Annotated in this window: 29 protein-coding genes and 2 riboswitches; of the genes, 15 read left to right on the top strand and 14 right to left on the bottom strand. The window is 59.7% G+C overall.

Translation table 11 applies throughout. The features are described 5' to 3' along the window. Nucleotides 1-265 (top strand): transposase (locus B060_RS0112535; RefSeq protein ID WP_018082138.1); only part of this gene is annotated, 265 nt, incomplete at its 5' end. A 12-nt stretch (nt 266-277) separates the two neighbouring features. Here the strand turns inward: B060_RS0112535 and B060_RS0112530 are convergent. From B060_RS0112530 to ispH, 3 genes are all read right to left on the bottom strand, one after another. Beyond that, nucleotides 278-1,138, bottom strand: coding sequence for an AraC family transcriptional regulator (locus B060_RS0112530; protein WP_018082137.1), 861 nt, complete (start codon nt 1,136-1,138; stop codon nt 278-280). A gap of 78 nt (nt 1,139-1,216) precedes the next feature. Next, on the bottom strand, nt 1,217-1,681 hold the full coding sequence (rnhA, locus tag B060_RS0112525) for a ribonuclease HI (RefSeq protein WP_018082136.1): 465 nt from the start codon (nt 1,679-1,681) through the stop codon (nt 1,217-1,219). Between the two features lie 41 nt (nt 1,682-1,722). After that, entirely contained in the window at nt 1,723-2,667 is a 945-nt protein-coding gene (gene ispH / locus B060_RS0112520) for a 4-hydroxy-3-methylbut-2-enyl diphosphate reductase (protein ID WP_018082135.1), read from the bottom strand. A gap of 325 nt (nt 2,668-2,992) precedes the next feature. On the opposite strand from ispH, the gene B060_RS0112515 reads away from it, so the two are divergent. From B060_RS0112515 to B060_RS0112500, 4 genes are all read left to right on the top strand, one after another. After that, nucleotides 2,993-3,679: a hypothetical protein gene (locus B060_RS0112515; protein WP_051081078.1), complete on the top strand. Its 687-nt coding sequence runs from the start codon at nt 2,993-2,995 to the stop codon at nt 3,677-3,679. A 141-nt stretch (nt 3,680-3,820) separates the two neighbouring features. After that, on the top strand, nt 3,821-5,617 hold the full coding sequence (gene argS / locus B060_RS0112510; protein WP_018082133.1) for an arginine--tRNA ligase: 1,797 nt from the start codon (nt 3,821-3,823) through the stop codon (nt 5,615-5,617). Nucleotides 5,618-5,827: 210 nt separating this feature from the next. Beyond that, on the top strand, nt 5,828-6,559 hold the full coding sequence (locus B060_RS0112505) for an NYN domain-containing protein (protein WP_018082132.1): 732 nt from the start codon (nt 5,828-5,830) through the stop codon (nt 6,557-6,559). After that, nucleotides 6,552-6,986 carry a hypothetical protein gene (locus B060_RS0112500; protein ID WP_018082131.1) on the top strand — a complete coding sequence of 145 codons (435 nt, stop codon included), beginning with the start codon at nt 6,552-6,554 and terminating at the stop codon, nt 6,984-6,986. The genes B060_RS0112505 and B060_RS0112500 overlap by 8 nt, the downstream gene beginning before the upstream one ends. Here B060_RS0112500 and B060_RS27180 read toward each other — a convergent pair. Continuing rightward, on the bottom strand, nt 6,983-7,144 hold the full coding sequence (locus tag B060_RS27180; RefSeq protein WP_018082130.1) for a hypothetical protein: 162 nt from the start codon (nt 7,142-7,144) through the stop codon (nt 6,983-6,985). The genes B060_RS0112500 and B060_RS27180 overlap by 4 nt on opposite strands. A 176-nt stretch (nt 7,145-7,320) precedes the next feature. Then, nucleotides 7,321-7,412: riboswitch (glycine riboswitch) on the top strand. After that, nucleotides 7,413-7,507, top strand: a riboswitch (glycine riboswitch). A gap of 38 nt (nt 7,508-7,545) precedes the next feature. Here B060_RS27180 and gcvT point away from each other — a divergent pair. From gcvT to B060_RS0112455, 8 genes are all read left to right on the top strand, one after another. Continuing rightward, nucleotides 7,546-8,682, top strand: a complete 1,137-nt coding sequence (gene gcvT / locus B060_RS0112490; protein ID WP_018082129.1) for a glycine cleavage system aminomethyltransferase GcvT — start codon at nt 7,546-7,548, stop codon at nt 8,680-8,682. 64 nt (nt 8,683-8,746) lie between these two features. Next, a complete protein-coding gene (gene gcvH, locus B060_RS0112485) occupies nt 8,747-9,112 on the top strand; it encodes a glycine cleavage system protein GcvH (RefSeq protein ID WP_018082128.1) in 366 nt (121 codons plus the stop codon). A 154-nt stretch (nt 9,113-9,266) separates the two neighbouring features. After that, a complete protein-coding gene (gene gcvPA, locus B060_RS0112480) occupies nt 9,267-10,607 on the top strand; it encodes an aminomethyl-transferring glycine dehydrogenase subunit GcvPA (RefSeq protein ID WP_018082127.1) in 1,341 nt (446 codons plus the stop codon). Between the two features lie 17 nt (nt 10,608-10,624). Continuing rightward, nucleotides 10,625-12,157: an aminomethyl-transferring glycine dehydrogenase subunit GcvPB gene (gene gcvPB, locus B060_RS0112475; protein ID WP_035423148.1), complete on the top strand. Its 1,533-nt coding sequence runs from the start codon at nt 10,625-10,627 to the stop codon at nt 12,155-12,157. Between the two features lie 194 nt (nt 12,158-12,351). Further along, nucleotides 12,352-12,756: a PGPGW domain-containing protein gene (locus tag B060_RS24425; RefSeq protein WP_018082125.1), complete on the top strand. Its 405-nt coding sequence runs from the start codon at nt 12,352-12,354 to the stop codon at nt 12,754-12,756. A gap of 96 nt (nt 12,757-12,852) precedes the next feature. After that, nucleotides 12,853-13,281 carry a hypothetical protein gene (locus B060_RS0112465; protein ID WP_236621582.1) on the top strand — a complete coding sequence of 143 codons (429 nt, stop codon included), beginning with the start codon at nt 12,853-12,855 and terminating at the stop codon, nt 13,279-13,281. A 161-nt stretch (nt 13,282-13,442) separates the two neighbouring features. Beyond that, nucleotides 13,443-13,880, top strand: a complete 438-nt coding sequence (locus B060_RS24420; RefSeq protein WP_018082123.1) for a hypothetical protein — start codon at nt 13,443-13,445, stop codon at nt 13,878-13,880. Between the two features lie 95 nt (nt 13,881-13,975). Next, entirely contained in the window at nt 13,976-14,353 is a 378-nt protein-coding gene (locus tag B060_RS0112455; RefSeq protein ID WP_155847673.1) for a hypothetical protein, read from the top strand. 107 nt (nt 14,354-14,460) lie between these two features. Here the strand turns inward: B060_RS0112455 and B060_RS0112450 are convergent, their stop codons facing one another. From B060_RS0112450 to B060_RS0112430, 5 genes are all read right to left on the bottom strand, one after another. Continuing rightward, nucleotides 14,461-14,955 carry a F0F1 ATP synthase subunit B family protein gene (locus B060_RS0112450; RefSeq protein ID WP_018082121.1) on the bottom strand — a complete coding sequence of 165 codons (495 nt, stop codon included), beginning with the start codon at nt 14,953-14,955 and terminating at the stop codon, nt 14,461-14,463. Nucleotides 14,956-14,959: 4 nt separating this feature from the next. Then, the gene (locus B060_RS0112445) at nt 14,960-15,628 is read right to left on the bottom strand and encodes a F0F1 ATP synthase subunit B family protein (RefSeq protein WP_018082120.1); all 669 of its coding nucleotides are present in this window, start codon (nt 15,626-15,628) and stop codon (nt 14,960-14,962) included. Between the two features lie 65 nt (nt 15,629-15,693). Next, entirely contained in the window at nt 15,694-15,951 is a 258-nt protein-coding gene (locus B060_RS0112440) for a F0F1 ATP synthase subunit C (protein ID WP_018082119.1), read from the bottom strand. A 45-nt stretch (nt 15,952-15,996) separates the two neighbouring features. Beyond that, nucleotides 15,997-16,758 carry a F0F1 ATP synthase subunit A gene (locus tag B060_RS0112435; RefSeq protein ID WP_018082118.1) on the bottom strand — a complete coding sequence of 254 codons (762 nt, stop codon included), beginning with the start codon at nt 16,756-16,758 and terminating at the stop codon, nt 15,997-15,999. Between the two features lie 44 nt (nt 16,759-16,802). Next, entirely contained in the window at nt 16,803-17,102 is a 300-nt protein-coding gene (locus B060_RS0112430) for an AtpZ/AtpI family protein (protein WP_236621583.1), read from the bottom strand. 26 nt (nt 17,103-17,128) lie between these two features. On the opposite strand from B060_RS0112430, the gene B060_RS27175 reads away from it, so the two are divergent. Continuing rightward, nucleotides 17,129-17,296 (top strand): hypothetical protein, encoded by a 168-nt coding sequence (locus B060_RS27175; protein ID WP_155847674.1) that lies wholly within the window; start codon nt 17,129-17,131, stop codon nt 17,294-17,296. Nucleotides 17,297-17,513: 217 nt separating this feature from the next. On the opposite strand, the gene smc is transcribed toward B060_RS27175, so the two are convergent. The 5 genes from smc to B060_RS0112405 all read right to left on the bottom strand — a co-directional run bounded on the left by smc (nt 17,514) and on the right by B060_RS0112405 (nt 24,099). Beyond that, nucleotides 17,514-20,987: a chromosome segregation protein SMC gene (gene smc / locus B060_RS0112425; protein ID WP_018082116.1), complete on the bottom strand. Its 3,474-nt coding sequence runs from the start codon at nt 20,985-20,987 to the stop codon at nt 17,514-17,516. A 454-nt stretch (nt 20,988-21,441) separates the two neighbouring features. Continuing rightward, the gene (locus B060_RS0112420) at nt 21,442-22,062 is read right to left on the bottom strand and encodes a DsbA family protein (protein ID WP_018082115.1); all 621 of its coding nucleotides are present in this window, start codon (nt 22,060-22,062) and stop codon (nt 21,442-21,444) included. Nucleotides 22,063-22,064: 2 nt separating this feature from the next. Next, nucleotides 22,065-22,706, bottom strand: coding sequence for a thioredoxin domain-containing protein (locus B060_RS0112415; protein ID WP_018082114.1), 642 nt, complete (start codon nt 22,704-22,706; stop codon nt 22,065-22,067). Nucleotides 22,707-22,736: 30 nt separating this feature from the next. Next, on the bottom strand, nt 22,737-23,387 hold the full coding sequence (locus B060_RS0112410; RefSeq protein WP_018082113.1) for a thioredoxin domain-containing protein: 651 nt from the start codon (nt 23,385-23,387) through the stop codon (nt 22,737-22,739). Nucleotides 23,388-23,514: 127 nt separating this feature from the next. Further along, complete coding sequence (locus B060_RS0112405; RefSeq protein WP_018082112.1) at nt 23,515-24,099, bottom strand: DUF721 domain-containing protein; 585 nt, start codon at nt 24,097-24,099, stop codon at nt 23,515-23,517. Between B060_RS0112405 and B060_RS0112400 the strand changes: the two genes are divergently transcribed. Further along, complete coding sequence (locus B060_RS0112400) at nt 24,098-25,291, top strand: A/G-specific adenine glycosylase (protein ID WP_018082111.1); 1,194 nt, start codon at nt 24,098-24,100, stop codon at nt 25,289-25,291. The two genes, B060_RS0112405 and B060_RS0112400, sit on opposite strands and share 2 nt — an antisense overlap. Nucleotides 25,292-25,293: the final 2 nt, after the last annotated feature.

Raw genomic sequence — 25,293 nt, 5'->3', positions numbered from 1 at the left:
CATCATGGACAATCTGCCGGCTCACAAGGTTGCAGGGGTCAGGGATATCATAGAGGCAATTGGCGCAAAGGTACTCTATCTTCCCCCTTATTCCCCAGACTTCAATCCTATTGAGCAAGTCTTTGCCAAACTCAAAACCTTGTTGAGAAAAGCTGCCGAAAGAACCGTAGACGGACTGTTTAAGCGGATTGGGGAAATCCTCAAACTTTTCGAGAGCCCGGAATGTACCAACTACCTCAAAAACTCTGGCTACCAGTCAATGTGATCGGAAAATGCTCTAGCTGATCAGCGGCAGATAGATGTCGGTGCGCTGATAGGCCTCGGGCACCTCTTCAGGATCATCGAGATAATGGAGATAAAGCGGCATGTCGGCGATCTGGTGACCGGCATCGATAACCGCTTCATAAAGCGCATCGACCGCCGGATAGATATGATCGAAATTGCCCTGATGGCGCTGACGGGCATAGTAACCGCCGGCGATCTCCAGCACATGAATATCTTCCAGCGGCGCCGGATCATCGATGGCAATGGCGGCCTCAAAAACACAATCCGCATCAACCACAAAGCGCGGATCGTCGCTTGGCAGGCCATAAAGGCCTTGCAGAGCTTCCATGGGCCATTTCGAAAAGACGATCTCGAACAGGTGGTTATAGGCGGCGTTCAGTTCGGCATAGGCGCCGACATTTCGCACGGCCATCAAACGCAAGGGCTCTGCCGCCACGATCTCGACCGGTGTCGGTGGTGGCGTATCGGTGAAGGTCGGCCGCCGGAGCGTCTCTTCCAGTCGCCCCTGGGCTTCAGCATTGCCACGAATGTCGCTGGCGGTGTGGCCGGTCGCGGCCTTCAGGGCGCGGGCGAGGGCCTGCGAAGTGGCGTAACCGGCAGCGCCGGTGGCTTCGGACACTGAACCCTGCGCCACCAGTTCGGGCAGGGCGCGGGCCAGACGGATGCGCTTTATGGTGTCGCCAAGCGTTTCGCCGGTCATCAGGCGATAGATGCGCTGAAAATGATAGGCGGACATTGCCGCCACGGCCGCCAGCGCTTCACTATTAGGAATTTCGCTCAGATCGGTGCCTTCAAGATGACGCAGCACGCGATCGATCTTTTGAGCGTATAAGGGGCGTTGCGAGGGCTTCATGGCGGTGGTCCTTTGCCTGTAGGGAGACATGCAAATTAACCTGGCGCAAGCCCTTGGTCGTTCCCGATCCTGCTATATTTATGCCCGCGCGCGGGCTTCCTCTATGCCCTTATTGGCCAGTTCGTCGGCGCGTTCATTGAGCGGATTGCCGGCGTGGCCCTTGACCCAGATCCACTTGATCTTGTGCGGCTGGCAGGCGGCGTCGAGCCTGATCCACAGGTCGTCGTTCTTGACGGGCTTCTTGTCGGCGGTTTTCCAGCCGCGTGCTTTCCAGCCCTTGATCCACTCGGTCATGCCCTTCAGCACATACTGGCTGTCGATATAGAGCTTGACGTCGCACGGCTTTTTCAGCGCTTCAAGCCCGGCGATGGCGGCCATCAGTTCCATGCGGTTGTTCGTGGTCTGCGGCTCGTAGCCGTAGAGTTCCTTTTCGTGCAGGCCGGACATCAGGATGCAGCCCCAGCCGCCGGGGCCGGGATTGCCCTTGCAGGCGCCGTCTGTGTAGAGAATCACGTGGGTGCGTTCTGGGTTGCGTTCGGGCATAAGGGCTTATCGGCGAGTCGGTTGGAAACGGCAAGCGCGGTCTACGCCACGGCTTTCGGCAGCTTGAAGGTTACGGTTTCACGTACGCCATTGCCCTCGATGACCTCGGCGTCGAAACGCGCCGCTACCGCCGCCACCAGACCTTCGATCAGGTTTTCCGGTGCAGAGGCCCCCGCCGATATGCCGAGCGCCCTGACGTTTTCGAACCACGTCCAGTCGACGAATGAGGCGTCATCCACCAGATAGGCGGCACGCGCGCCGGCGCGCAGAGCGACTTCGACCAGGCGCTGCGAGTTGGATGATTTGGCCGAACCGATTACCAGCACGAGATCACAATCGGCCGAGACCTGCTTGACCGCGTCCTGGCGGTTGGTGGTGGCGTAACAGATGTCTTCCTTGTGTGGCACGGCGATATTGGGGAAGCGCGCCTGTAAAGCGCCGACGATTTCCGCCGTATCATCGACCGAAAGCGTGGTCTGGGTGACGAAGGCGAGGTTGTCCGGATCAACGGGATCGAAAACGCGCGCTTGCTCCACGGTCTCAATCAGCTTGACCACCCCTTCGGGCAACTGGCCCATTGTGCCGATGACCTCGGGGTGGCCGGCGTGGCCGATCAGGATGATCTCGCGGCCTTCGTTATGATGGCGCTCGGCCTCGACATGGACCTTGGAGACGAGCGGGCAGGTGGCGTCGAGATAGAACATCTGGCGGTTCTGCGCATCGGCCGGCACCGATTTTGGCACGCCGTGCGCCGAGAAGACCACCGGGCGATCGGGCGGGCACTGATCCAGTTCCTTGACGAACACGGCGCCAAGGCCTTTGAGCCGGTCGACGACGTGTTTGTTATGGACAATCTCGTGACGCACATAGACCGGGGCGCCGTAGCGCTCGATGGCGCGTTCGACGATCTGGATGGCGCGATCAACGCCGGCGCAGAAGCCGCGCGGCGTGGCGAGATAGACTTTGAGAGGCTGGGCAGATGACATGACTTCCACATAAACATTTTCACAGGATTAGGGAATGCCTCACACGAACTATTCGAGAAATGAAAGCTATCCTCCAATGCTGGCTTAAGCATTGGCAAGCGCGCTAAATCTTTGTTCGACGAAGAATGCGCACCGCCGCCGATGCGGCGTATTTTCTAAGGACTAAGAAGTCACAGGTGTCGGTCTTCTGCCGCACTTTGGCCGCAAGTGCTCCATAAAACCCTTTGAAAAGTGAAATCAAGGCGCTACACATCCTCCATCAAGGAATGTCGCGTTGATCCGCTTCGTTTCGATCATCTTTGAAGTCTTTGGGGATCTCTCGCCTATGTCGGTTATTATGCGTCGTATTCTGGCAGGGACTTGCCTCGGTGTCCTTTTCACCACCAGCCTGGTGACGGCGGCTTCGGCCCAGTCGCGCGGTGGTCGTGGTGGTCAGGATCAGCAGCAGAGTGACCAGCAAACCGCCGAAGATCGCGCCAAGAAGGACGATGAGTGGGGCGACCGCTCGTTGCGCATGAAGGCGCTGAAGGCCGAAGGCCCTTGCCCCTATGTGAAGGTGCTCTACGACGCCGCGCGCTTCCATGAGTTCAAGGACAACAAGGAAACGACCTCCAACGCCGAATGGACCGGAGAGATCAACGGGGTCCATTCCGAGTGCGCCTATAAGGGTACCGATCCGATCCAGGTTGGCATGGATATCAGTTTCTCGCTTGGCCGTGGCCCCATGGCCGATGGCCAGACCAAGACCTACCATTATTGGATCGCCGTCACGGAGCGTGATCAGACCGTTCTGGCCAAGCAGGAGTTTGAATTGCCGGTGACCTTCGCCAATGGCGAACAGAAGATCGACGTCAATACCCGCCTCGAAGGCATCTATATCCCGCGCGCCGATATCACCGTTTCGGGCTCGAACTTCGAGGTACTGGTTGGGTTTGATGTGACTCCGCAGATGGCTGAGTTCAACCGCGAAGGCAAGCATTTCCGTTACGTCTCGACCACGGAAAAGAAGTAGAGCTTGAACTGGTAAGGCTGCGTGGCGTAAGAGGGCGGACATTTTTCCGCTCAAGCGCCGCGAGGCTCCTCGCATAAGCTCGGGCGCACACTTGTGCTTGCCAAATTCCATGAATTTGGAGGCATTATTCCGGATTGCCCCATGTCTGACCTGACCGAAGCCTTTGTCGATTCCCACGATTTCAAGACGCAGCTCAGCGAGACCGCTGGCGCCGCCTTCGTCTCGGAAGGCTTTGAAGCGTCTGCCGGCCGCGTCAACGCTTCGGACCGCCCTGACCTGGCCGATTTCCAGTGCAATGGCGCGCTCGCTGTCGCCAAGGCCGCCAAAGCCAATCCGCGCGAGGTTGCCGGCAAGATCATAAGCCATTTCAGCGCCGATGATCGCCTTAAGGCCGTCGATATCGCCGGCCCCGGCTTTCTCAACTTCGTCCTGTCCGAAGACGCCCTGAGCCAGCGCGCCAACGCCCTGGCCAGCGACGCGCGCCTTGGCGCGCCGAAAGTGGCAGCCAGACGCAAGATCATCATCGATTTCGGTGGCCCCAACGTCGCCAAGGAAATGCACATCGGCCACCTGCGTACCGCGGTGATTGGCGAGTCGCTCAAGCGCGTCATGCGCTTCATGGGCGACGAGGTGATGGGCGATGCCCACTTCGGCGACTGGGGTTACCAGATGGGCCTGTTGATTGTGGCCGTTTCGGAAGAACAGCCCGATCTGCCCTATTTCGATGCCGCTTTCACCGGTGACTATCCTACCGAGGCGCCGGTCTCGCTTGAAGATCTTGGCCGCCTGTATCCTGCCACCGCCAAGCGCGTGAAGGACGGCGACGAAGCCCTGCGCGACAAGGCCAAGGTGGCGACCCGCGAACTTCAGCACGGTCGCGTCGGCTATCGCGCCCTGTGGCAGCATTTCGTCACCGTCAGCCGTCAAGCGCTGATCCGCGATTATGGCGCGCTCAATGTGACTTTTGACTGGTGGAAGGGCGAATCCGACGCCGATCCCTACATCGAGCCTATGATCGTCGACCTGAAAGCCAAGGGCCTTCTGGTGCCCGACCAAGGCGCCCAGATCGTGCGTGTGGCGCGTGAGGACGACAAGAAGGACATTCCGCCGCTGCTCGTCGTCTCGTCGGAAGGCTCTTCGATGTACGGCACGACCGACCTGGCCACCATCGTCCAGCGCAATGCCGAATTCGGCCCCGACCTGACGCTTTATGTGGTCGATCAGCGCCAATCGGCCCACTTCGAGCAGGTCTATCGCGCCGCCTATCTGGCCGGCTATGCCAAGCCCGGTCAGCTTGAACACGCCGCCAACGGTACGGTCAACGGCCCCGACGGCACACCCTTCAAGACCCGCGATGGCGGTACGTTGAAACTGCACGATCTCGTAAGCCAGGCGGTGGAGAAGGCAACGTCACGCCTGCACGAGGCGGGCTTAGGCGAAGGGCTCTCCGAGACTGAGTTTGCCGATACGGCGCACAAGGTGGCGGTGGCAGCGCTGAAATTTGCCGAGTTGAGCAATCACCGCCTGACCAACTACATTTTCGATCTCGACCGCTTTATGAGCTTTGAAGGCAAGACCGGCCCCTATCTGCTCTATCAGGCGGTGCGGATGAAATCGATCCTGCGCAAGGCGGGCGATCAGGGTGTTTCGGCAGGCGCGATCACGGTCGGTGAGCCGGCGGAACGCGAACTGGTACTGCTGCTCGATGCCTTCGATAACGCGCTTAAGGAAAGCTATCTCAAGCGCGCGCCGAACCTGCTGGCGGACCATGTCTATAAGCTGGCGCAGGGCTTCTCGAAGTTTTATGCCAACTGTCCGGTGCTGGTGGGCGATGATGCGGCTGTGAAGGCCTCGCGCCTGGGGCTGGTGACGCTGACCCTGAAACAGCTTGAACTGGGCCTCGATCTGATGGGCCTGAGCGCCCCGGAACAGATGTAAGACGGGGCGCCTAGCCCTGCCCCCATAACTCGACTGCGTCCGTTCTCTACTCTTGTACCTCCCCGCTTGCCGGGGAGGGGGACCAACGCGCACTTGCGCGTTGGTGGTGGGGTTTCTTGCTTCCTTCTATCCCTCCCTAACAAAACCTGCTGACAAAACCTCGTAACTGAGGTTTATTGTTACCAAGACGTTAACGGGGTGGGTTGCGGTATGTCGAAGGGCTCAAGTGCAGGTTCGAAAGGCGGTTGGTCGTTACCGTTTTTTCGCAAGCGCGCCGCCTTCTATATCGATGGCTTCAACCTCTATAATGCGGTCGATGCCTACAAGCGCCCCTATCTCAAATGGCTGAATCTCAAGGCCCTTGGCCGTGCCATCGCGCCGAAGTCCGAGGTGGTCAAGCGCGTGGTGTGGTGCTCGGCCTTTTCCCCCACCAACCGATCAAAACTCAAGCGCCACGAAGACTATATGAAGGCGCTGAAAGGGCAGGGCGTCATCTGCCGCATGGGCCACTTCATTCATGCCATGGATGGCTGCAATGCGTGCGGTCATAAATGGCAGGTGGCTGTGGAAAAGCAGGGCGACGTCAATCTGGCGCTTTCCATCGCCGCCGATGCTGAGGACGACCTGTTTGACGTCTGCTATCTGGTGACGGCCGATGGCGATCATGCCGCCACGGCGCGCTATCTGAAAGAGCGCTTTCCGAAGAAAAAGCTGGTTCTGGTGACGCCGCCGGGGCGTTTTCACAACCGCAATATCGAGCGCATCGCCGATAGTTGCGTTGAGATCACCACGGCGCATCTGGAGGCGTCGCTGCTGCCGCAGATGGCGAAGTATAAGCACCGCTTTCTGGGGCGTGGTGAAAAAGTCGAGCGGCCGGAGGTTTACGATCCGCCCGAATTGCGCGAAAAGAGCCATTTGAGGCTTATCGTCAATAATGGTTAAACCGTTTGAAAAGGGTCTCCACGCCATGCTGGAGACGCGCCTGTCGCCTGATGCGCTGGAGCGGTTCAAGGCGCGCGGTGATGACGCCTGGGTGATCGGCGACCTCGATGACGATACCAAAACCGACTTTTATATCGACGACATGCTGTTGCTGCTCAAGCTCCATGGCGTTATGCCGCTGGCGGAACAGAAGGTCAGCCCGTTCTGGTGGCTGTGGCCGGATAGCTGTCTGGTCTACCGCGATTTCACCGTTGGCGAACTGAAGGCGCTGGCGCAGAGCAAGGTCTGGCCGGCGGACGCCTATACCTACGAGCCGATCGGCCTGGGGCAAAAGATCGCCAGCCTGTCGGTGATGCTGATCTTGGCCGCGCTGATGGTGGGGATCGTGGCGCTGCTGGGTTTCTGGCTGGTGAGGTGGCTGCATTAGGTCAAACGCCAGATCACAAAGCCAATGAAAAGAAGACATGCCAAAACTATTGCCGCGTTGATGGCGTACTTGCCATCTGCGTGCCAATGAAAGCCAAGCGGGCTTAACTTCACGCTCAGCTTTTCTTCATTATCAGAAGGAGGGAAGGCATTTGACATCGAAATTTCTCGCTTGTGGAAATGAAACGCTGTCTCCCCATGAATAGGGTTAATTTGGGAAAGGCAAGAGCTGTCTCAGCAGTTTTTTACGTGTATTCTTTCAAATCCATCGATCTTCCTGCTGAAGATACTCACTGTACTGCCTTGACTCTTCTCCCGGCCTATCGCACAAGCGAGATACCCCTACGGGAGAGAGTGTAGCTTCGGTTACACCGCCGAAGGCGCAACCGCCCCGGAAACGCTCAGGCCCACGGACCGTAGGATAACTCAAACGCTGGAAAGTGGATGCCAGACATCCCACCGACGGAGCAACGGCGCGAATAGCGCCTAAATCTCTCAGGTCAAAAGGACAGCGGGGGCGCAGAACGACCCAACGTCACCCCTGTTTTGAGTGAAGCCCTATGTCCGACTCCGATTCCGAACTCCAGTTCACCCCGCTTTTCGACCGCCATGTTGCGCTCGGTGGCCAGATGGTGCCCTTCGCCGGCTATAATATGCCGGTGAAATACGAAGGCGTGCTGGCCGAACACAAATGGACCCGCGCCGAAGCTGGCCTGTTCGACGTGTCGCACATGGGCCAGGCGCGCATGACCGGCGAGGGGGCCGTGGCCGTGCTGGAGACCCTGACCCCAACCGATTTCTCCATACTGCCCCAAGGCAAGCAGAAATATTCGCTGCTGCTCAATGACGAGGGCGGCATTCTCGACGACTGGATGGTCTCACGTCCCGAAGCCGAAGGCTTCATGCTGGTGGTCAATGCCGCCTGCAAGGATCAGGATTTCGATATCATCGCCGACTTTATCGCTGACAATGAAAGCGGCGCCGATGTCGAGTTTGAAGTCCTGAGTGACCGCGCGCTGCTGGCGCTGCAAGGCCCCAAGGCCAAGGACGTCATGAAAGACCTCTGCCCGGCCGCGACCGAAATGTACTTCATGGAATGCGGCACCTTCCAGTTACTCGGTGAGGTCGCCTATATCTCGCGTTCCGGCTACACCGGCGAGGACGGCTTCGAGATTAGCTTCCCGGCCGCGCGTGTCGGCGACCTGTGGGACGAACTGCTGAGCAATCCTATTGTGAAGCCAATCGGCCTTGGCGCGCGCGATTCGTTGCGCCTTGAAGCCGGTATGCCGCTCTATGGTCATGAAATGGACGCCGGCTACACGTTGGCTGAGGCCAATCTTGGTTTCGCCATGAACAAGTCGCGCCTGACGCGCGGCGACATCAAGGGCATCGACCGCCTGAAAGCGCAGCTTGATGGTGCGCTGGAGCGTGTCCGCGTCGCTATCCGCGTGCTCGAAGGCCCGCCGGCCCGCGAAGGTGCCAAGATCCTGAGCGAGGATGGCACTGATCTGGGTGTGGTCACCTCTGGTGTGCCGTCGCCATCGCTCGGTTACTCGATCGCCATGGGCTATGTGCCGCCGCACGCCTCGGCCATCGGCACCAAGCTGAAACTGGAAACCCGCGGCAAGCCTTACGCCGCTGAAATCGTCTCCTTGCCGTTCGTCGCCAACGGCTATCACCGCAAACCTAAAGCTTAACCGCGCTCAAGCAGTGGATTGGACCGTCACACGGCGGTAGCGCAACTTAAAAAGGATCAAAATCATGAAGTTCACCAAAGATCATGAATGGGTTTCCATCACCGGCAATGAAGCCTTTGTCGGTATCACGCTGTATGCCGCCGAAGCGCTGGGCGACGTCGTGTTCGTCGAAGTGCCGGAGGTCGGCAAGGTGCTGAAGAAGGGTGACAGCTTCGCCGTGGTCGAAAGCGTCAAGGCGGCGTCGGACGTTTACGCGCCGGTGTCGGGCGAAGTGATCGAGGCCAATGACAGCCTGACGGGCGCGCCGGAAACCATCAATGCCGTGCCGGAAGCCGGCGGCTGGATCGCCAAGATCAAGCTGGCCGATGCGTCGGAGCTGGATGGCCTGATGGATCGTGAACAATACGAAGCCTATCTGGCGACTCTTTAAATTATTGGGGCTGCCCGTCTCCCCCTTTCCCTGCTTGCGGGGAGAGGGTGGCTTGCTTGCAAGCCGGGTGAGGGGCCTACAGACGGTGGAATTGCCCCTCACCCTAGCCCTCTCGCCGTAAACGGGGGGAGGCGATAAAGTGCAGGAATTTACAATGAGATATCTCCCCTTGAGCAACGGCGATCGCGCCGCCATGCTGGAAAAGATCGGCGTCGACAGCGTCGATGCCCTGTTCGTCGACGTGCCGGAATCGGCCCGACGCTCGGGCACGGTCGATCTGCCGAAGTTCGCCGGCGAACTGGAAGTGGAGGCGCAACTGAACGCCTTCGCCGACCAGAACATCAGCCCGGCCAAGGTGCCGTTCTTTGTCGGCGCCGGCGCCTATCGCCACCATATCCCGGCGACGGTCGATCACATCATCCAGCGCTCGGAATTCCTGACCAGCTATACGCCCTACCAGCCGGAAATCGCGCAAGGCACCCTGCAGGTGCTGTTCGAGTTCCAGAGCCAGGTGGCCCGCCTGACCGGCATGCCGGTGGCCAATGCCTCGCTCTATGACGGCTCGACCGCGGCCGCCGAAGGCGTGCTGATGGCCACCCGCGTGACCAAGCGCAACAAGGCCGTGCTCTCCGGCGGCCTGCACCCGCACTATCGCGAGACGGTCGAGACCCTGGCGCACGCCGTTGGTATCGAGACCGAAGCCTGCGCCGTCGCCGTCGATAACGAAGCCGACGTGCTGCAACATATCGATGCCAACACGGCCTGCGTCGTCGTCCAGACCCCGAACGTCTTCGGCACGGCCACCGACGTCACCGAGATCGCCAAGGCGGCCCAGGCCGCCGGTGCGCTGCTGATTGTGGTTGTCACCGAGGTCATGTCGCTCGGCCTGCTGAAATCGCCCGGTGAAATGGGCGCCGATGTCGTGGCCGTCGAAGGCCAGTCGATCGGTGTTCCGCTGTCTTACGGCGGCCCCTATGTCGGGCTTTTCGCCGCCAAGGAAAAGTATCTGCGCCAGCTTCCCGGTCGCCTGTGCGGCGAGACGGTTGATGCCGATGGCGAGCGCGGTTTCGTGCTGACGCTCTCCACCCGCGAGCAGCACATCCGCCGCGATAAGGCGACCTCGAATATCTGCACCAATTCAGGCCTGTGCGCACTGGCCTTCAGCATCCACATGAGCTTGCTCGGCCAGACCGGCCTGCAACGTGTGGCGAAGATCAATTACGCCAAGGCCCACGCCGCCAGGGATCAACTGGTTACCGCTGGTTTTGAAGTGGTGACACCGCGTTTCTTCAACGAATTCACGGTCAAGCTAGCAAAACCTGCCATTGCGGTTGTGGAGGCTTTGGCGATTAAGAACGTTCTCGGCGGCGTGCCCTTCGCCCGCCTGCAAAACGAGCCCGGCTTCGAAAACCACCTGATCGTCGCTGTCACCGAAACCGTCTCGGACGCCGATATCGCTACCCTTGTCGCCACGCTTAAGGAGGTCGCCCAATGACCCAAGATTCACCTAAAATGAATTCCGTTGGCCGTCCAAGCGCCCCTGAAATCAACGTAGAGGCCACCTTGTTCAAGAGCCTGCTCGGTGGCAAGGGGCTGCTGCAATCCGAAAAGCTGATCTTCGAAAAAGACGATTACAGCCGCACCGGCGTCGATTTCGCCGATATCGCAATTGACGCGTCTGATCTGGAAGGCTTGCTGCGCTCTGACCTGTCTCTGCCCGGCCTGACTGAGCCGGAAGCCATGCGTCACTATGTGCGCCTGTCACAGAAGAACCACGCCATCGACCTGGCGCTCTATCCGCTCGGTTCGTGCACCATGAAGCACAATCCGCGTCTCAATGAAAAGATGGCGCGCGTGGCGGGCCTCGGCGATATCCACCCGCTGCAGCCGGTCTCGACCGTGCAGGGCGCGCTGGCGCTGATGGATACGCTGTCGCATTGGCTCAAGGTCCTGACCGGCATGCCTGCCGTCGCCATTACGCCGAAAGCCGGCGCGCACGGCGAACTGTGCGGTTTGCTGGCCATCAAGGCGGCTCACGAGGCCAAGGGGCAGGGGCACCGTCGCACCGTGTTGGTGCCAACCTCCGCCCACGGCACCAACCCCGCCACAGCCGCCTTCGTCGGCTACACCGTCGAGGAAGTGGCCCAGACAGCCGATGGCCGCGTCGATGTGGCTGACCTGGCCTCGAAGCTCGGTCCGGATGTCGCCGCCATCATGGTGACCAACCCCAATACCTGCGGGCTTTTTGAACGCGATATCGTCGAGATCGCCCGCCTGACCCACGAGGCCGGCGCCTATTTCTATTGCGATGGCGCGAACTTCAACGCCATTGTCGGTCGCGTCCGTCCAGGTGATCTCGGGGTCGATGCCATGCACATCAACCTGCACAAGACCTTCTCGACGCCGCACGGCGGCGGCGGTCCGGGCGCCGGTCCGGTGGTGCTGTCCGAGGCGCTGGCACCTTTCGCGCCCAAGCCCTGGGTGGTTTCCCACGATTCGGGCTTCGATCTGGTCGAGCATGATGAAGGTGTATCGGCTCAAAACTTCGGCCGTATGTGTGCCTTCCATGGCCAGATGGGGATGTTTATCCGCGCCCTGACCTACATGCTCAGCCACGGCTCGGATGGCCTCCGCCAGGTCGCCGAGGACGCCGTGCTCAACGCCAACTACATCAAGGCCTCTCTGCAGGATCTGATGAGCGTGCCGTTCCCTGAGGGGCCGTGCATGCACGAAGCGCTGTTCAACGATCACTGGCTGGAAGGTACGGACGTGACCACGCTCGACTTCGCCAAGGCGATGATCGACGAGGGCTTCCACCCGATGACCATGTACTTCCCGCTGGTCGTCCATGGTGCCATGCTGATCGAGCCCACTGAGACCGAATCGAAGGACGAACTGGACGGCTTCATCGCCGTGCTTCGTGCCTTGGCGCAAGCGGCTAAAGCCGGTGATGTGGCCCGCTTCAAGGGCGCGCCTTACCTGGCGCCCGCCAAGCGCCTTGATGAGACCCGCGCCGCCCGTGCGCCACGGTTGTCCTATACCTAAGCGCTTTCCGAAAAGTGTGACGCACTTTTCGGATCCCAAAGCGCGCAAAGCCAAGATCCAGAGCGCCGATTTGATTCAATCAAATCGGAACACGGTCTGGGCGCGATATTGGCGGGATTTCCCGCTTGTAAATTTATGCTCTGTCGATATAGGGACGGGTGGCTGAGGAAGCCGCCTGTCCCTATATGATGAGTATGACCATTATCGCCAAACTGCTGATGAGTGTCGCTGGCATCCTCCTGATGGTGATCGGGGTCATCATCACGCCGCTGCCGGGACCGTTTGGCGTACCTGTCATCTTGCTAGGCCTGATCATCCTGCTCAAAAGTTCGATGTGGGTGAAGCGGCTTTTCATGCGTCAGGTCAGGAAGCATCCCAAAATCCTGAAGCCCGTGCGCGCCCTGTTACGGCCGGGTGCCAAGGTGGTCGCCATGATGTGGCTGCATACCCTGCGTCTGGAGCGCCGTTTGCTGCCCAAGAAGCGCCGCTTTATGTACGGTTTTCGCCATGACATACGGACGATCCTGCGCAATCGCCGGCGCAAACCCACGCCCAAGGCTGAGCCAGGTCACAAGCCGCGCAAACAGTTGTCATATTAAGTGATGGCGAAATCAGGTGTTGTGGCCTCTCGCCGCATCGTTTCTTAACGCTGATATCCCTATATAGGCCTCATACCGCGATCGCGGCAAAAAAACATGAGATGGCACAAGCGTAAGGTTGGCACGGGTGATTTGTCCGCGCCGGAAGAGATGATGGCAATACTTCTTAAATTACTAATGAGTCTGGCGGGCATGGTTCTCATGGCCTTCGGCGTCGTCTTGGCGCCTTTGCCGGGGCCTGTCGGCGTGCCGTTCGTGCTGTTTGGCCTGATCCTGTTGCTACGCAGTTCGGTGTGGATCAAGCGCCAATTTGTGAAGCTGGTGAAGGCGCACCCGAAGTGGTTGCGCCCTGTCCGGATCATGCTGCGCCCGGGCGCCAAGATCATTTCTCTGGTCTGGCTGCAGGGGCTTCGGGTCGAACGCGGCGTGATGCCGAAGAGGTTTCGCTTCATGTACCGTGCGCGTCAGGGCGTGAAATCGCTCTTCAAAAACCGTTTCTCGCGCGCCTCGGAAGACGTTGCCTGATCACCGGCTGATGCAGGGAAATTAATTTTTATCCACATTCACGGGATATTCAGGACGTGCCTTTACATTGCCCCAAACGCTCTCCATATGAGGGTTCAGGCGCTGATGTTGCGGTGCAAAAATTTAGAGTTGTGACGGCGTGACAAGGCGCCCGGTTAGATATGTCGAGTGAAAATGGCGCCGGTGCGCCGCAGAAATCCCTGATCGCCATGAAACCCGACGCCCGTAGCTGGCGTTCGGCGAAGCGCGCCATCAAGCGCTTCAGCAAGAAGGTGCTTGGCTGGCTTCTGATGGCGCTCGGCTTCGTTCTGATGGCGGCGGGCTTCCTGCTGATCATCGTGCCCGGTCACTACTTCCTCGTCGTCGTCGGCCTGATCCTGGTGCTGCGCAATGCCTTCTGGGCGCGTCGTCAGTTTATCCATCTCAAGCGTCGCCACCCCAACTGGATCATGCCGCTGCGCAAGCTCCTGCGTCGCAATCCGCAGGTCGCCTCGGTCTTCTGGCAACAGGTGCTCAAGTTCGAGCGCATCTTCCTGAGAGGACGCGGTATGCTGGTCGGTATGCGTCGCAAGTTTCGCCACAAGCCGCGCACGGCCTAACAAGCCCAAGTAATCTGAAAAGCCCTGTGGTTCGCCGCAGGGCTTTTTTGTGTCTGCGTATGTACGTGTTAGGCTGCCTAAGGGGAGAAATGCACATGACACCTATGCTGGCTGATATCCTTACAACGGCCACGCCTTTGAACGTATTCCTGTACGTGACGTTCGTCGTCAAAATTGCCGTTGCAATAACTATCTGTCTTGCGCTTGCATGCGGTTGGACTCTTCTGCGCATGGCCAAGAGAACCTATTCCAAGCCGTTGGCCATATATGGACGGCTGGCCTTGTCGTGCGGCCTGTTTGGTGCGGCCTATTCAGCTCTCAATTCCTATATTGGCTTCGCAGGTGATTCTAACCCTCACGATATCTATGATGTTTTGCCGTCCATTATAGCCGCAATATATGTTCTTTTGCTGGGCGTGGTCGTTTGGCTTATTGCCAAATGGGGAAATGCCAGTACGACCGAGCCCCCATAGAAAAAAAAGCCCGGAGCGCGAACTCCGGACCTTTTAATAGTATCAATCAAACCCACCAACCTCTCAACAAGCGTTGTCGAGTTATGGGTGCAGGGATCTGTCCCTGCCTAGTTGAAGCGGCCTTCGAGTTGACCGATGGCCTTATCGACCTGCGTGTCCGTCTTGGCCTTAGCGACCTGATCGAGCAGAACCTGCTCGGCCAGTTGCGCTGCCAGATCGGCCGCAGCCGATTTGACGTCCGCCGTGGCGTTGGCTTCGGCCTGAGCGATCTTGCGTTCGGCTAGGGCTTCGCGGCGCTTGATCGTGTCTTCCAGTTTGGCGCGGGCGTCGGCGGCCATGCGGACGGCTTCTTCCTCGGCAAACGCGATGATCTCGCGGGCCTTGGCTTCAGCCGACAGGCGCTGGGCCTTGATCGAGTTGAGCAGGTCGGTCGCTTCCTGACGGATGCGGACGGCCTCATCAAGTTCGGCGCGAACAGCCTTGCCGGTATCACCAAGCGAGGTCCACAGCTTGCCGGGCACCTTGGCCACGACCAGGATCAGGAAGAAGATGACCAGGGCGGCGCGGACCCAAAATTCCGCTTCTCCGAATTGTTCCATCATGTTCCTAGACCTTTCCGATAGCGGCTTTGAGCGCAGCGGCGGTCGCCGCCTTGCCGGTCAGCTTTTCGACCAGGAGCGAAGCGGTTTCCGAGGCAATGTCACTGACATGGGCCATGGCCGCATCACGCTGGCCGCGGATACGCACCTCGGCTTCACCGAGACGCTTGTTCAGCTTCTCGTCCTCAACCGCCGTAGCGGCTGCGACTTCTGCGTTGGAGCGCGCCAGGGCCTCGGCTGCCAGCTTGCGCGCGGCGGTATGGGCTTCGGCGGTTTCGGCTGCGGCCTGTTTGGCCTGGGCTTCGGCTTCGTCGCGGTTGGCGCGGGCGTTGGCCAGGTCTTCGGCGATGGTGGAGCCGCGCGTATTGATCACATTGCGCAGGCGGGGCGTGAACACCTTCGCCATCAGCAGGTAGAAGATCGCGAAGATAACCACGAGCCAGACGATCTGTCCGGCCCAGTGATCGGTATTCAACTGCGGCAGACCACCTTCCTCGGCATGATGCGCTTCCGTGCCAACCGTTTCGGTTGTGGCATGGGCATCGTGCGCGAGCGCTTCGGCGTTGTTCAGCGGCACCAGAGACGCAACCGTGGTCACGCTCGGCGTAGCCGAAAACGAAGCGCCGGAGGCGTCGTCAGCAGATAAATTGGCCTCTGGTGAGGTTGCGGCTGTCATATTCTATCCTTGAGAAACCTATGTCCGGCATGGAGAAGCCCATGCCGGAAAGCAGTTTTTCAATATTAGAGTTGCGGGTTGCCGAAGAGGATCAGCAGCGCGATAACGAAGGCGAAGATGCCGAGGGCTTCGGTCAGCGCCATGCCGATGAAGAGGTTGGTTTGCTGAGTCTTCGCAGCCGAAGGGTTGCGCAGGGCGCCGACATAGTAGTTGCCGAACAGGATGCCGAGGCCGATACCGGCGCCGATCATGCCGAGCGTGGCCAGGCCAGCGCCGATGTACTTAAGGCCGCCGGCGATGAGGGTTGCGGATTGTGCGTCCATTGGGGGTAACTCCGATTGATGGATTAGAGACTGAGAAAAAAGAACTTAGTGGTGGCCGATATTGACCACGTCACTGAGATAAACGCAGGTCAGAACCGCGAACACGAAGGCTTGCAGATAAGCGACCAGGAATTCGAGGGTCGTAAGCGCCACGATGGTGAACATCGAGACGAAACCGATAAGAGCGCCGAGGCCGCCGAGGGTCAGGCCGGTGACGATAAAGCCGGCAAAAACCTTCATGACAATGTGGCCGCCGAGCATGTTGCCGAACAACCGCAGGGTCAGGGTGACGGGTCGCATGATGAAGGCGATGACTTCGATCGGCACCAGCACGATCAGGATGTACCAAGGCACGCCGGACGGCACGAACATCTTGAAGAAGCCAAGACCATTGCGGATAAATCCAACCGCCAGCACCAGAAGGATGGTCATGGCGGCGAGGGTCAGGGTGACGGCGACCTGCGAGGTGGCCGTGAAATAGGTGAACATGCCGACGAGGTTGCAGCTCAGGATGAACAGGAACAGCGTCAGGACGTAGGGCAGGAATTTCCGGCCATCGTGGCCGATAATGGACTCGGTCATGTCGTCGATCAGGCCGAACAGGCCTTCCGCCATCACCTGTCCGCGGCCGGGAATGATGCTGGCGCGGGCGGTGGTCAGGGCGAAGAACAGCACGGTCAGGCCGACGGCGATCAGCATGGCCAGCACCGAATTGGTCAGTGAGAGATCGACATGGACTCCGCCGACTTGGAAGACGGGGCCTGCAACGACGGTCTCAATCTTAAACTGGTGTAACGGATCGGCCATAAGCCTTAAAACCTCTTCGTCAATGTCAGCTCCGGCGGAGCATATTAGTCTTTGTCCTGGCTTGATTTAACGACCGCATAGACCGCCACAATCATACCCAGAATGCCACCTATGATGATTCCCCACGGTCGCGTGTGAAGATATTCATCACTGAGCCAGCCGAGCCCCAAACCGCCCAGTATGCCTCCCAGTAACTCGCCCAGAGCCTGATAGCCCTTGTTGGCGCCGACTTCACCGCTGTGATCCTGCGTCTTGCGCTTGCGCGCTTCGATCGCCTTCAGCCGCTTGTCGAGGTCCTTCAGTTCATCTTGATCCGAGGACGTATCGGGTGGTTCATCTGTCACGTTCAGCACCTGGCAGGCGGAATAACATGAGTGTTAATCCGGCTCCGAACGGCGCGGAACCTACTCAAGAGACTCCCAAAGGTCAAGCAATTGCGCGGCACAAATCGGAGTTGTTTGAAAATAAATGGGAAACAGCGCTGTCAGGTGTGGCAACTCGAAGAATTTCCCACAACAAGCAAGATTATCCGGCTTAACTATAGCACTTTGCAACGAGGTGAAACGCTACATCGTGCAACGTACTTTGAAATACTAAGCGAGGCATTCCCTTGAACTTCCTCCAAATGTCTTCGTGACATTTGGCAAGGGCGCCAATCCCTTCAAAAATATAAAATGCCCGCCGCGCACGTTTGCACGCTACTTCTTAAGAAAAACGAGGAAGCCTTTGGTCGCCCCATCGTAAGCGTTCGACTATCAAGCAACGTGTTCAGCGACCAAAGCTTCCGCCTGCGACAGATCGACGCTGACCAGTTGCGACACGCCGCGTTCGGACATGGTGACGCCGAACAGACGGTCCATGCGCGACATGGTGACCGGATTGTGGGTGATGGTGATGAAGCGCGTCTTGGTGCGTTCGCGCATCTCGGCCAGCAGGCGGCAATAGCGATCGACATTGGCGTCATCGAGCGGGGCGTCGACTTCGTCGAGCACGCAGACCGGCGCCGGATTGGCGAGGAAGACGCCGAAGATCAGCGCCGTGGCCGTCAGGGCCTGCTCACCGCCCGACATCAGGCTCATGGTGGAGAGACGCTTACCCGGCGGACAGGCGAAGATTTCCAGACCGGCTTCGAGCGGATCGTCCGATTCGACCAGGCGCAACTCGGCCGAGCCGCCATCGAACAGCGAGACGAACAGCGTCTTGAAGTGTTCGTTGATGATCTCGAAGGCGGCCAGCAGGCGTTCACGGCCTTCGGCATTCAGTTCGTCGATGCCGTCGCGCAACTTGGCGATGGCCGTGGTCAGGTCGGCGCGTTCACGGCTCAGCGTATCGAGGCGGCTTTCGTACTCGGTAGCCTCTTCCTCGGCGCGCAGATTGACGGCGCCGAGCTGATCGCGTTCGCGTTCAAGGCCTGAGAGCAGAGATTCCGCGCCGGAGGCGTCGGTCGGGGTGGCGATGGCTTCTTCCTTGAGGCGCTTGCCGAGTTCGTCCGGCGTGCCTTGCGTCTGATCGAGGATGACGGCCTCAATCTCAGCGGCCTTGTTCTGGATGGCCTCCAGACGGGCCTGCGCGCCGGCGCGTTCTTCACGGGCGGCCGAGGCTTCCTGTTCGCGGCCGCGCACGTCGATATCTGCGTCCCGGCGTTCGGCCTCGGCGGTGTTGAGCTTGTCACGCGCTTCGCTGAGACGTTTTTCGGCGGTTTGCAGCGAATCGACCAGGGTGATGCGCTTGCTTTCAAATTCACGCGGTGCCGACTGGGCGTTTTCCAGCGCGACACGCGCGGTTTCCTGATCCTTTTCCAACTTGACCAGGCGGGCGGCCGAATCCTGCGTGCGGCGCGACCATTCGGTCAGTTCGCGCGTCAGGGTGCGTTCGCGGCCTTCGCGCGCCTGACGGTCGCGGGCATCCTGATCGAGGTCGGCGCGGGCGCGCATGACGGCCTGACGGTGGGTATCGGCCAGAGCACGGGCGTCATTGAGGCGCGCCTTCATGCCTTCATTGTCAAGCGCACCGGACTGGCTGGCCAGAACGGTCTCATAGGCCGTCTTCGCCTCGCCATGTTCACCGGTCAGGCGGGCGAGGGTGGCGTCGAGCGCCTCCAGCCGGGCCTCGAACTGCGTTTGGGCACGCAGGCGTGTTTCCAGATCGTTCTGGCGGTTGCGCGCGTTGCGCTCCAGATCAGGCAGGCGGTTGCGCGCCGTGCGCAGATGGTCTTCGTGGCCGCGCTGGGCTTCGGCGGCGGTTGCTTGCGCGTCTTTCGCCTCGGCCATCTTCGGCTTGAGGCCGTCGATCTCATTTTCCAGTTCATCGTGACGCGTGCGCTGAGCCAGGCGGACAGCCGCGGGCTTCGGCGCCTTGGCGCGAACGATCAGACCGTCCCAACGCCACAAATCGCCTTCCTTGGAGACCAGACGCGCGCCGATGGGTAACTGGCTGTGCAGGCGGTCGCCATCCTCGCGCGACACCACGCCGATGGTGGACAGGCGAAGACTGAGCGCCGCCGGGGCGCGGACATTCTGGCTCAAAGGCGCCACGCCGAGCCCTGCTATATCTATCGCTTTGGCCTTGCTCTCGAAATCGTCGCTCCAGAAAGCCAGCGCTGTCTGCACGTCTTTCTTCGACAGGCTGAGATTGAGGTCATCACCGAGCGCGGCGGCCAGGGCCAGTTCATAGCCCTTGTCAGGACGCACGGCATCCAGAACGGGCGCTCCGTCCTTGCGCACGCTGGTCAGGATTTGCGACAGGCCGCGCGCCTCGGCGGTCAGGCGGCCAAGCTGGTCCTCGATCTCGCGCATGGCCTTGCGCGCCTGAGCTTCGGCGTTGGCGAGGGCCGGGCGGGCGGTTTCCAGTTCCTCGGCCACCTTGCGGGCGGCTTCGAGATCGCTTTGCGCCGCCGTGGCCTGCGTTTTCAGGCCATCGAGCGCGCTGTAATCGAAGGTGCCCAAGGCCTTGCGGTCATTCTGCGCGGACAGCAATTGCTGGCTCAGGCGGTCGAAACGCGATTTGGCCTCTCCCAAGCGCGACGCTTCCAGCCGCTGACGCTCGATCTGAGCCGCCTGCTCGGCGGCGATCGCTTCAATTGCCTGATCGGCCTTGACCCTCTCGGCTTCGGCGTCCTCAACGGCGCGTTTCAGTTCCGGCTCGCGCGACGGAGCGCTGGCGATCTCCTCTTGCACCCGCGTCAGACCCGATTGCAGACGCTCGACCTGCACCGAACCATCCGACGACAGGTCGATCTCGCGCTGGAAATCACTGCGCAGACGGGCTATATCCGCCTTCATGCGCTCGATCTCGCTGGCGACCTGCTTTTCCTCAAGGTCGAGACGCTCTTTCTCGATATTGAGGCGGTGCATGACCGTGGCGGCCACAGCCTCTTCTTCGCGCAAAGGCTGGATGCTCTCGGCGGCTTTCAGAGCTACGGTTTGCGCCACGGCAGCGGCCCGGGCGGTGGCCTCGACGCGCAGGCTCTGATCCTGCATGTCGCTGACCGCACCTTCGAGCAGGGCACGCACCTCCAGCCACTTGGCATGTAGAATGGCTTTCTGCAGGGCGCGAATTTCGGCGGAAATCTTCTTGTACTTGTCAGCCTGACGGGCTTCGCGCTTGAGGCGGGAGAGGGCCGAGTCGAGTTCGCGGGCGATATCGTCAAGGCGCGACAGGTTCGATTCGGCGGCGGTCAGGCGCAGTTCGGCTTCGTGACGGCGGGTGTGCAGGCCGGATACGCCACCGGCTTCTTCGAGCACACGACGGCGATTTTGCGGCTTGGCGGCAATCAGTTCGGAAATCTGCCCCTGACGGACGAGGGCTGGCGAATTGGCGCCGGTCGAGGCATCGGCGAACAGAAGCTGCACATCGCGGGCGCGCACTTCCTTGCCGTTGATCTTGTACGAAGACCCCGCGCCACGGTCGATGCGGCGGGCGACATCAAGCACCGGCTGATCGGTAAAGGGCTGCGGCGCCAGGCGATCGGCATTGTCGATGGTGAGCGTCACTTCGGCCCAGTTGCGCGACGGGCGCTTATCGGAGCCGGCGAAGATCACATCGTCCATGCCGGAGCCGCGCATGGCCTTGGCGGAGGTGGCGCCCATCACCCAGCGCAAAGCTTCCAGCAGGTTCGACTTGCCGCAGCCGTTCGGCCCGACAATGCCGGTCAGGCCCGGATCGATGCGAAACTCGGTCGCATCGACGAAGGACTTGAATCCCGAAAGCTTGATCTTCTGAAACTGCAAGGGTGACCCAATTCGCCTTTTTGGCGCGCATGAACGATTCTTCCACCTTCATAGCCTGAAGGCGGGCGTCAAGATACTTTGGGACGGGACAGGGTTAATTCCTGTGGAAGCTTTATGTCTGAAAGCGGCAAACGTTACTCGAACGAATGGCCGCAACTCGTACATTTTTTATAAGGCTTAGCGAGCAACGTGCGATACGGATGCTTTTTGTCCACATATATACCGTTACGACAGATAGGGCATCTGAGATATAGCGCGAAAAAACCAATTAACAAAAAATAGCAATAAAGCATCACATCTTGTTTGATGATGAATAGAAGTAATGTGAGCGGAATAAAAGCGATTGCGAAAGGACGAAAAATAACGGCAATCTGATATTTATTCACCTTGGCACCCGTTGTTATATTGGAATGAATTACAAATTATTATTCCAAATTAATAGCGTCACTATTCTTTACTTCGCGGCGGCGATGGCAGCTTCGATATCGGCCAGTTCGTGGCGCTCAAGCATCTTGCCGTTGACATAGACGGTTGGCGTACTGCGGACGCCGGCATCTAGGGCCGCTGCATGCTGGCTTTGCAACTGGCGCAGGCCATTGGCGTCACCGGCGCAGGCATTGAAAGCCGCCTCATCGAAACCGAAGGATTGAGCGATTTTCGCCAGAACCGGGCGAGCGATGATATTGCTCTCACCCCAGGCGTAATATTCCTTCTGCCCGCGCATCATGGCGTCGATGACGGCGAAATACTTGTCCTTGCCGGCGCATTCGGCCAGACGGGTGCCGGCCACGGCGATGGTGCCGACGCCGGTCAGCATGGGACGGAAGACATAGCGCACCTTGCCCGTATCGATGTACTTCGCCTTGAGCTGCGGCATGACCGCTTCATTGAACTGCGCGCAGGCCGGGCAGGCCACGGAGCCATATTCAATGATGGTGACGCGCGCCTTGGGGTTACCGAGGACGTGATCGGCCGGCGTCACGGTGGCCAGAGCGGGCGCTGCGACGGGCGCTGCAGCCATGACGCTGCCAGCCGCAAAAGCCAAAACCATAACCGCGATCCCCAGCTTTTTCATGCTTACTTCCCTGCCAGCAGCGGCGCGAAGGCCTCGTCGAAATCGGCGATCGTGCCGGTCTTGCGTTCGAACTTCTTGCCGTTGATGAAGAAGGTTGGCGTACCGGTGACGTCGTTTTCTTTCCCGTACTTGTCGACATTGTCCTGGATGCGCAGCAGGCCTTGCGGATCTGTGATGCACTTGTTGAAGTTCTTCTCATCAATGCCGACCGACTTGGCGATACGCAGCATGACCGGCAGGGCGTTGGTGGTGGTGCCGTCGCCGAACATTTCACCTTGCGCCTTCATGAGGGCGTCATTGACCTTGAAGTAGTTGGCCTTGCCGGAGCAGCGCGCCAGCAGGATGCCGGCGGCCGAAACATCGCGCGGCTCGGTCAGGAATTCGCGGTAAACGTAACGGATCTTGCCGGGCGTGATGTACTTGGCCATCAGTTCGGGCATAACGTCCTTGTTGAACTCAGCGCAGTGGGCACAGGTCACCGAAGCGTATTCGATCAGGGTGACCTTGGCGTTGTCCGGACCTAAGCTCATATCGCCTTCGCCGACCGGCGCGATCTTGTCACCGCAGCTTGCCAGCAGCAGGCCGGCGCCCATCAGGGCGGCGACGCCGGTAGCCTTAAGCACTTTATGAAGCAGGGTTTGCATATTATATCTCTGTAAGGGGAAAATTACGGCTTACTTGCCGGCCAGCAGGGGCTTGAAAGCGGCGTCGAAGTCGCTGATGTCGCCGTTCTTCAGCTTCATTTCCTTGCCGTTGACGATAAAGGTCGGCGTCGCGTTGATGCCGTCCTTGGACATGTATTTTTCATTGAGGTCGCTCAGACGCTTCAAGGCCGCCTGATCGGTAATGCACTTGTTGAAGTCGGCTTCCGACATGCCGAGCGATTGCGCGATGCCGAGCAGGACCGGGCGCGCGTTCTGATCGTTCTCGCCGGTGACGTACATCTGCTTCTGGCCGGCCATGACGGCGTCGATAACCTTGAAATACTTGTCCTTGCCGGCGCATTCGGCCAGCAGGTGGCCAGCGGCGGCCACGGTGGGGGCGCCGGTCATCATCGGGCGATAGACATAACGCACCTTGCCGGTGTCGATATATTTGGTGCGCAATTCCGGCATGACCGTTTCATTGACGTGCGCGCAGATCGGGCAGGCGACGGAGGCGTATTCGATAAGGGTGATCGGCGCGGTGGCCGAACCCATCGACATTTCATCGGGCGCAACCTCGGTCTTCGAGCCGCCCTTGCTGCAGCCGCTGGCGACCAGGGCCAGGCCTACAGCCGAGGCGGTCAGAAGGCCGCGACGGGTCTTACCGGAAAGAATATGCATAATGAACCCCGACTTATAATGGCAAAGGCGCTCCTGTAAGGAGTCGCATGTGTCGTCTTTTTAAAGCGTTCGATTGCGCTGTAAATATGGCATCGCATTTTTTGCCAATTATAGACGTTTTATGGCCTTACGGCGTCTTCATATTGTGACGTTTCAGGATCGATCGGCCCAGCAGCAGCAAGGACTTGCGCACCTTTTCATCCTCGACATCGCTGAGCGACTGCTGAAGCCCCAGTTCTTCCTGAGCGCTGAGCGGTTTTGGGCGGGCGATCGGCGGGGCCTTGCTATGGACGGCCAGCGGCCCCTGAATAATGCGCAGTCGCTCGACCGTCTTGCTGCCTAGGAACAGATTGATACGGTCAATCAGGGTGGGGGCGTGATGCAGGATCAAGGTGGCGTGGGTGGAATTGGCGACGCGCAGTTCCAGGGCGCCACCGGTGGCCGGGCCGGCACCGAGTTTGTTGGAGGCGGCGCGGCCCTTGATGATGCGCACCGGCTCGCACAGCTTGCTTAAAGACTCGCCGACAATCTCGGTCCAGCGGTTTTTCAGCTTGCCGGTGCCATCATCCATCTGTTCAAAGCGCGTTTGCAGGCTTTTCAGCAGGGGCTGAACCTGCTTCTTTACCGGCGGCGGTGCCTTGGGCATACGCTTGGTGTGAGTCGTGCGCAGGATGCGAAGCGAGTCTTCAAGGGATGGTAACGGGCGTTTCATGACGGCGATTATACTGAAGGATGAAGCGCTTGTCTCGCGGTTACGGCGCGGCTTGCTCGATTGGTACGATGCCCATGGCCGCGCCCTGGCCTGGCGGCAGGGGGCGCGTGACGCTTATCGCGTCTGGCTATCCGAGGTCATGCTCCAGCAAACGACCGTGCCGCACGCTGCGCCCTATTATGAGAAGTTCCTGACCCTTTGGCCGACGGTGCGCGATCTGGCCGCCGCCGAGGATGGCCGGGTCATGGCCGAGTGGGCGGGACTTGGCTACTATGCGCGGGCGCGTCGCCTGCTGGAATGTGCGCGGGTGGTCGTGCGAGATTACGACGGGATATTCCCGGCGAACGAGGCGGACCTGCTTAAGCTGCCGGGCTTTGGACCCTATACGGCGGCTGCGGTGGCGGCGATCGCCTTTGACCTGCCGGCCAATGTGGTCGATGGCAATATCGAACGGATCATGACGCGGCTCTATGCGATTGACACGCCTCTGCCGGCGGCGAAGAGCGATATCCGGCTGGCGGCAGCACAGTGGGTTTTGCCTGAGCGCGCCGGTGACTGGCCGCAGGCCCTGATGGATATGGCGACTCTGATCTGCCGGCCGAAATCGCCCGTCTGCGATCAGTGCCCTCTGGCAGTGGCGTGTCTGGCGCTTGAGCGCGGCGCGCCGGAACGCTTTCCGGTCAAACTCGCCAAGCTGCCCAAGCCGCGCCGCTATGGCGTGGTGTTCGTTATGCTGACAGGCGAGGGCGTGGTGGTCGAGCGCCGCGCTGACAAGGGTTTGCTCGGAGGGATGCTGGGTTTGCCGCATACGGAGTGGGTGCCTTCATCCTCCCCTGATGTATCGGGGGAGGTGGCACGGAATGCGCTTGCGCGTTTCCGTGACGGAGGGGGCAACTCCATTACTAAGGACGCCCCCTCCGTCGGCGACGATGCGCCGACACCTCCCCCGCAAGCAGGGGAGGATCAGTGGGTTGTCGCTGGCAGTTACGAACATGTTTTCACGCACTTTGCCCTGACCCAAGAGGTCTGGGTGCGGCGTCTGTCGGATGAAGAGACGGCCTCGATGTTGCGTGCTAACAATGCCTGGCAGATTTTACCGCTGAGCGAAAAAGCCCTGCCGACGGTTTTCGCCAAGGCCTTGAAGTTGAAAGACCAGACCGTGACTCCCGATTTATTTCGCTCAAACGTTTGAAG

It is taken from the genome of Asticcacaulis benevestitus DSM 16100 = ATCC BAA-896, assembly GCF_000376105.1.
GTDB lineage: Bacteria > Pseudomonadota > Alphaproteobacteria > Caulobacterales > Caulobacteraceae > Asticcacaulis > Asticcacaulis benevestitus.
This window is presented reverse-complemented; position numbering and strand designations above follow the sequence as displayed.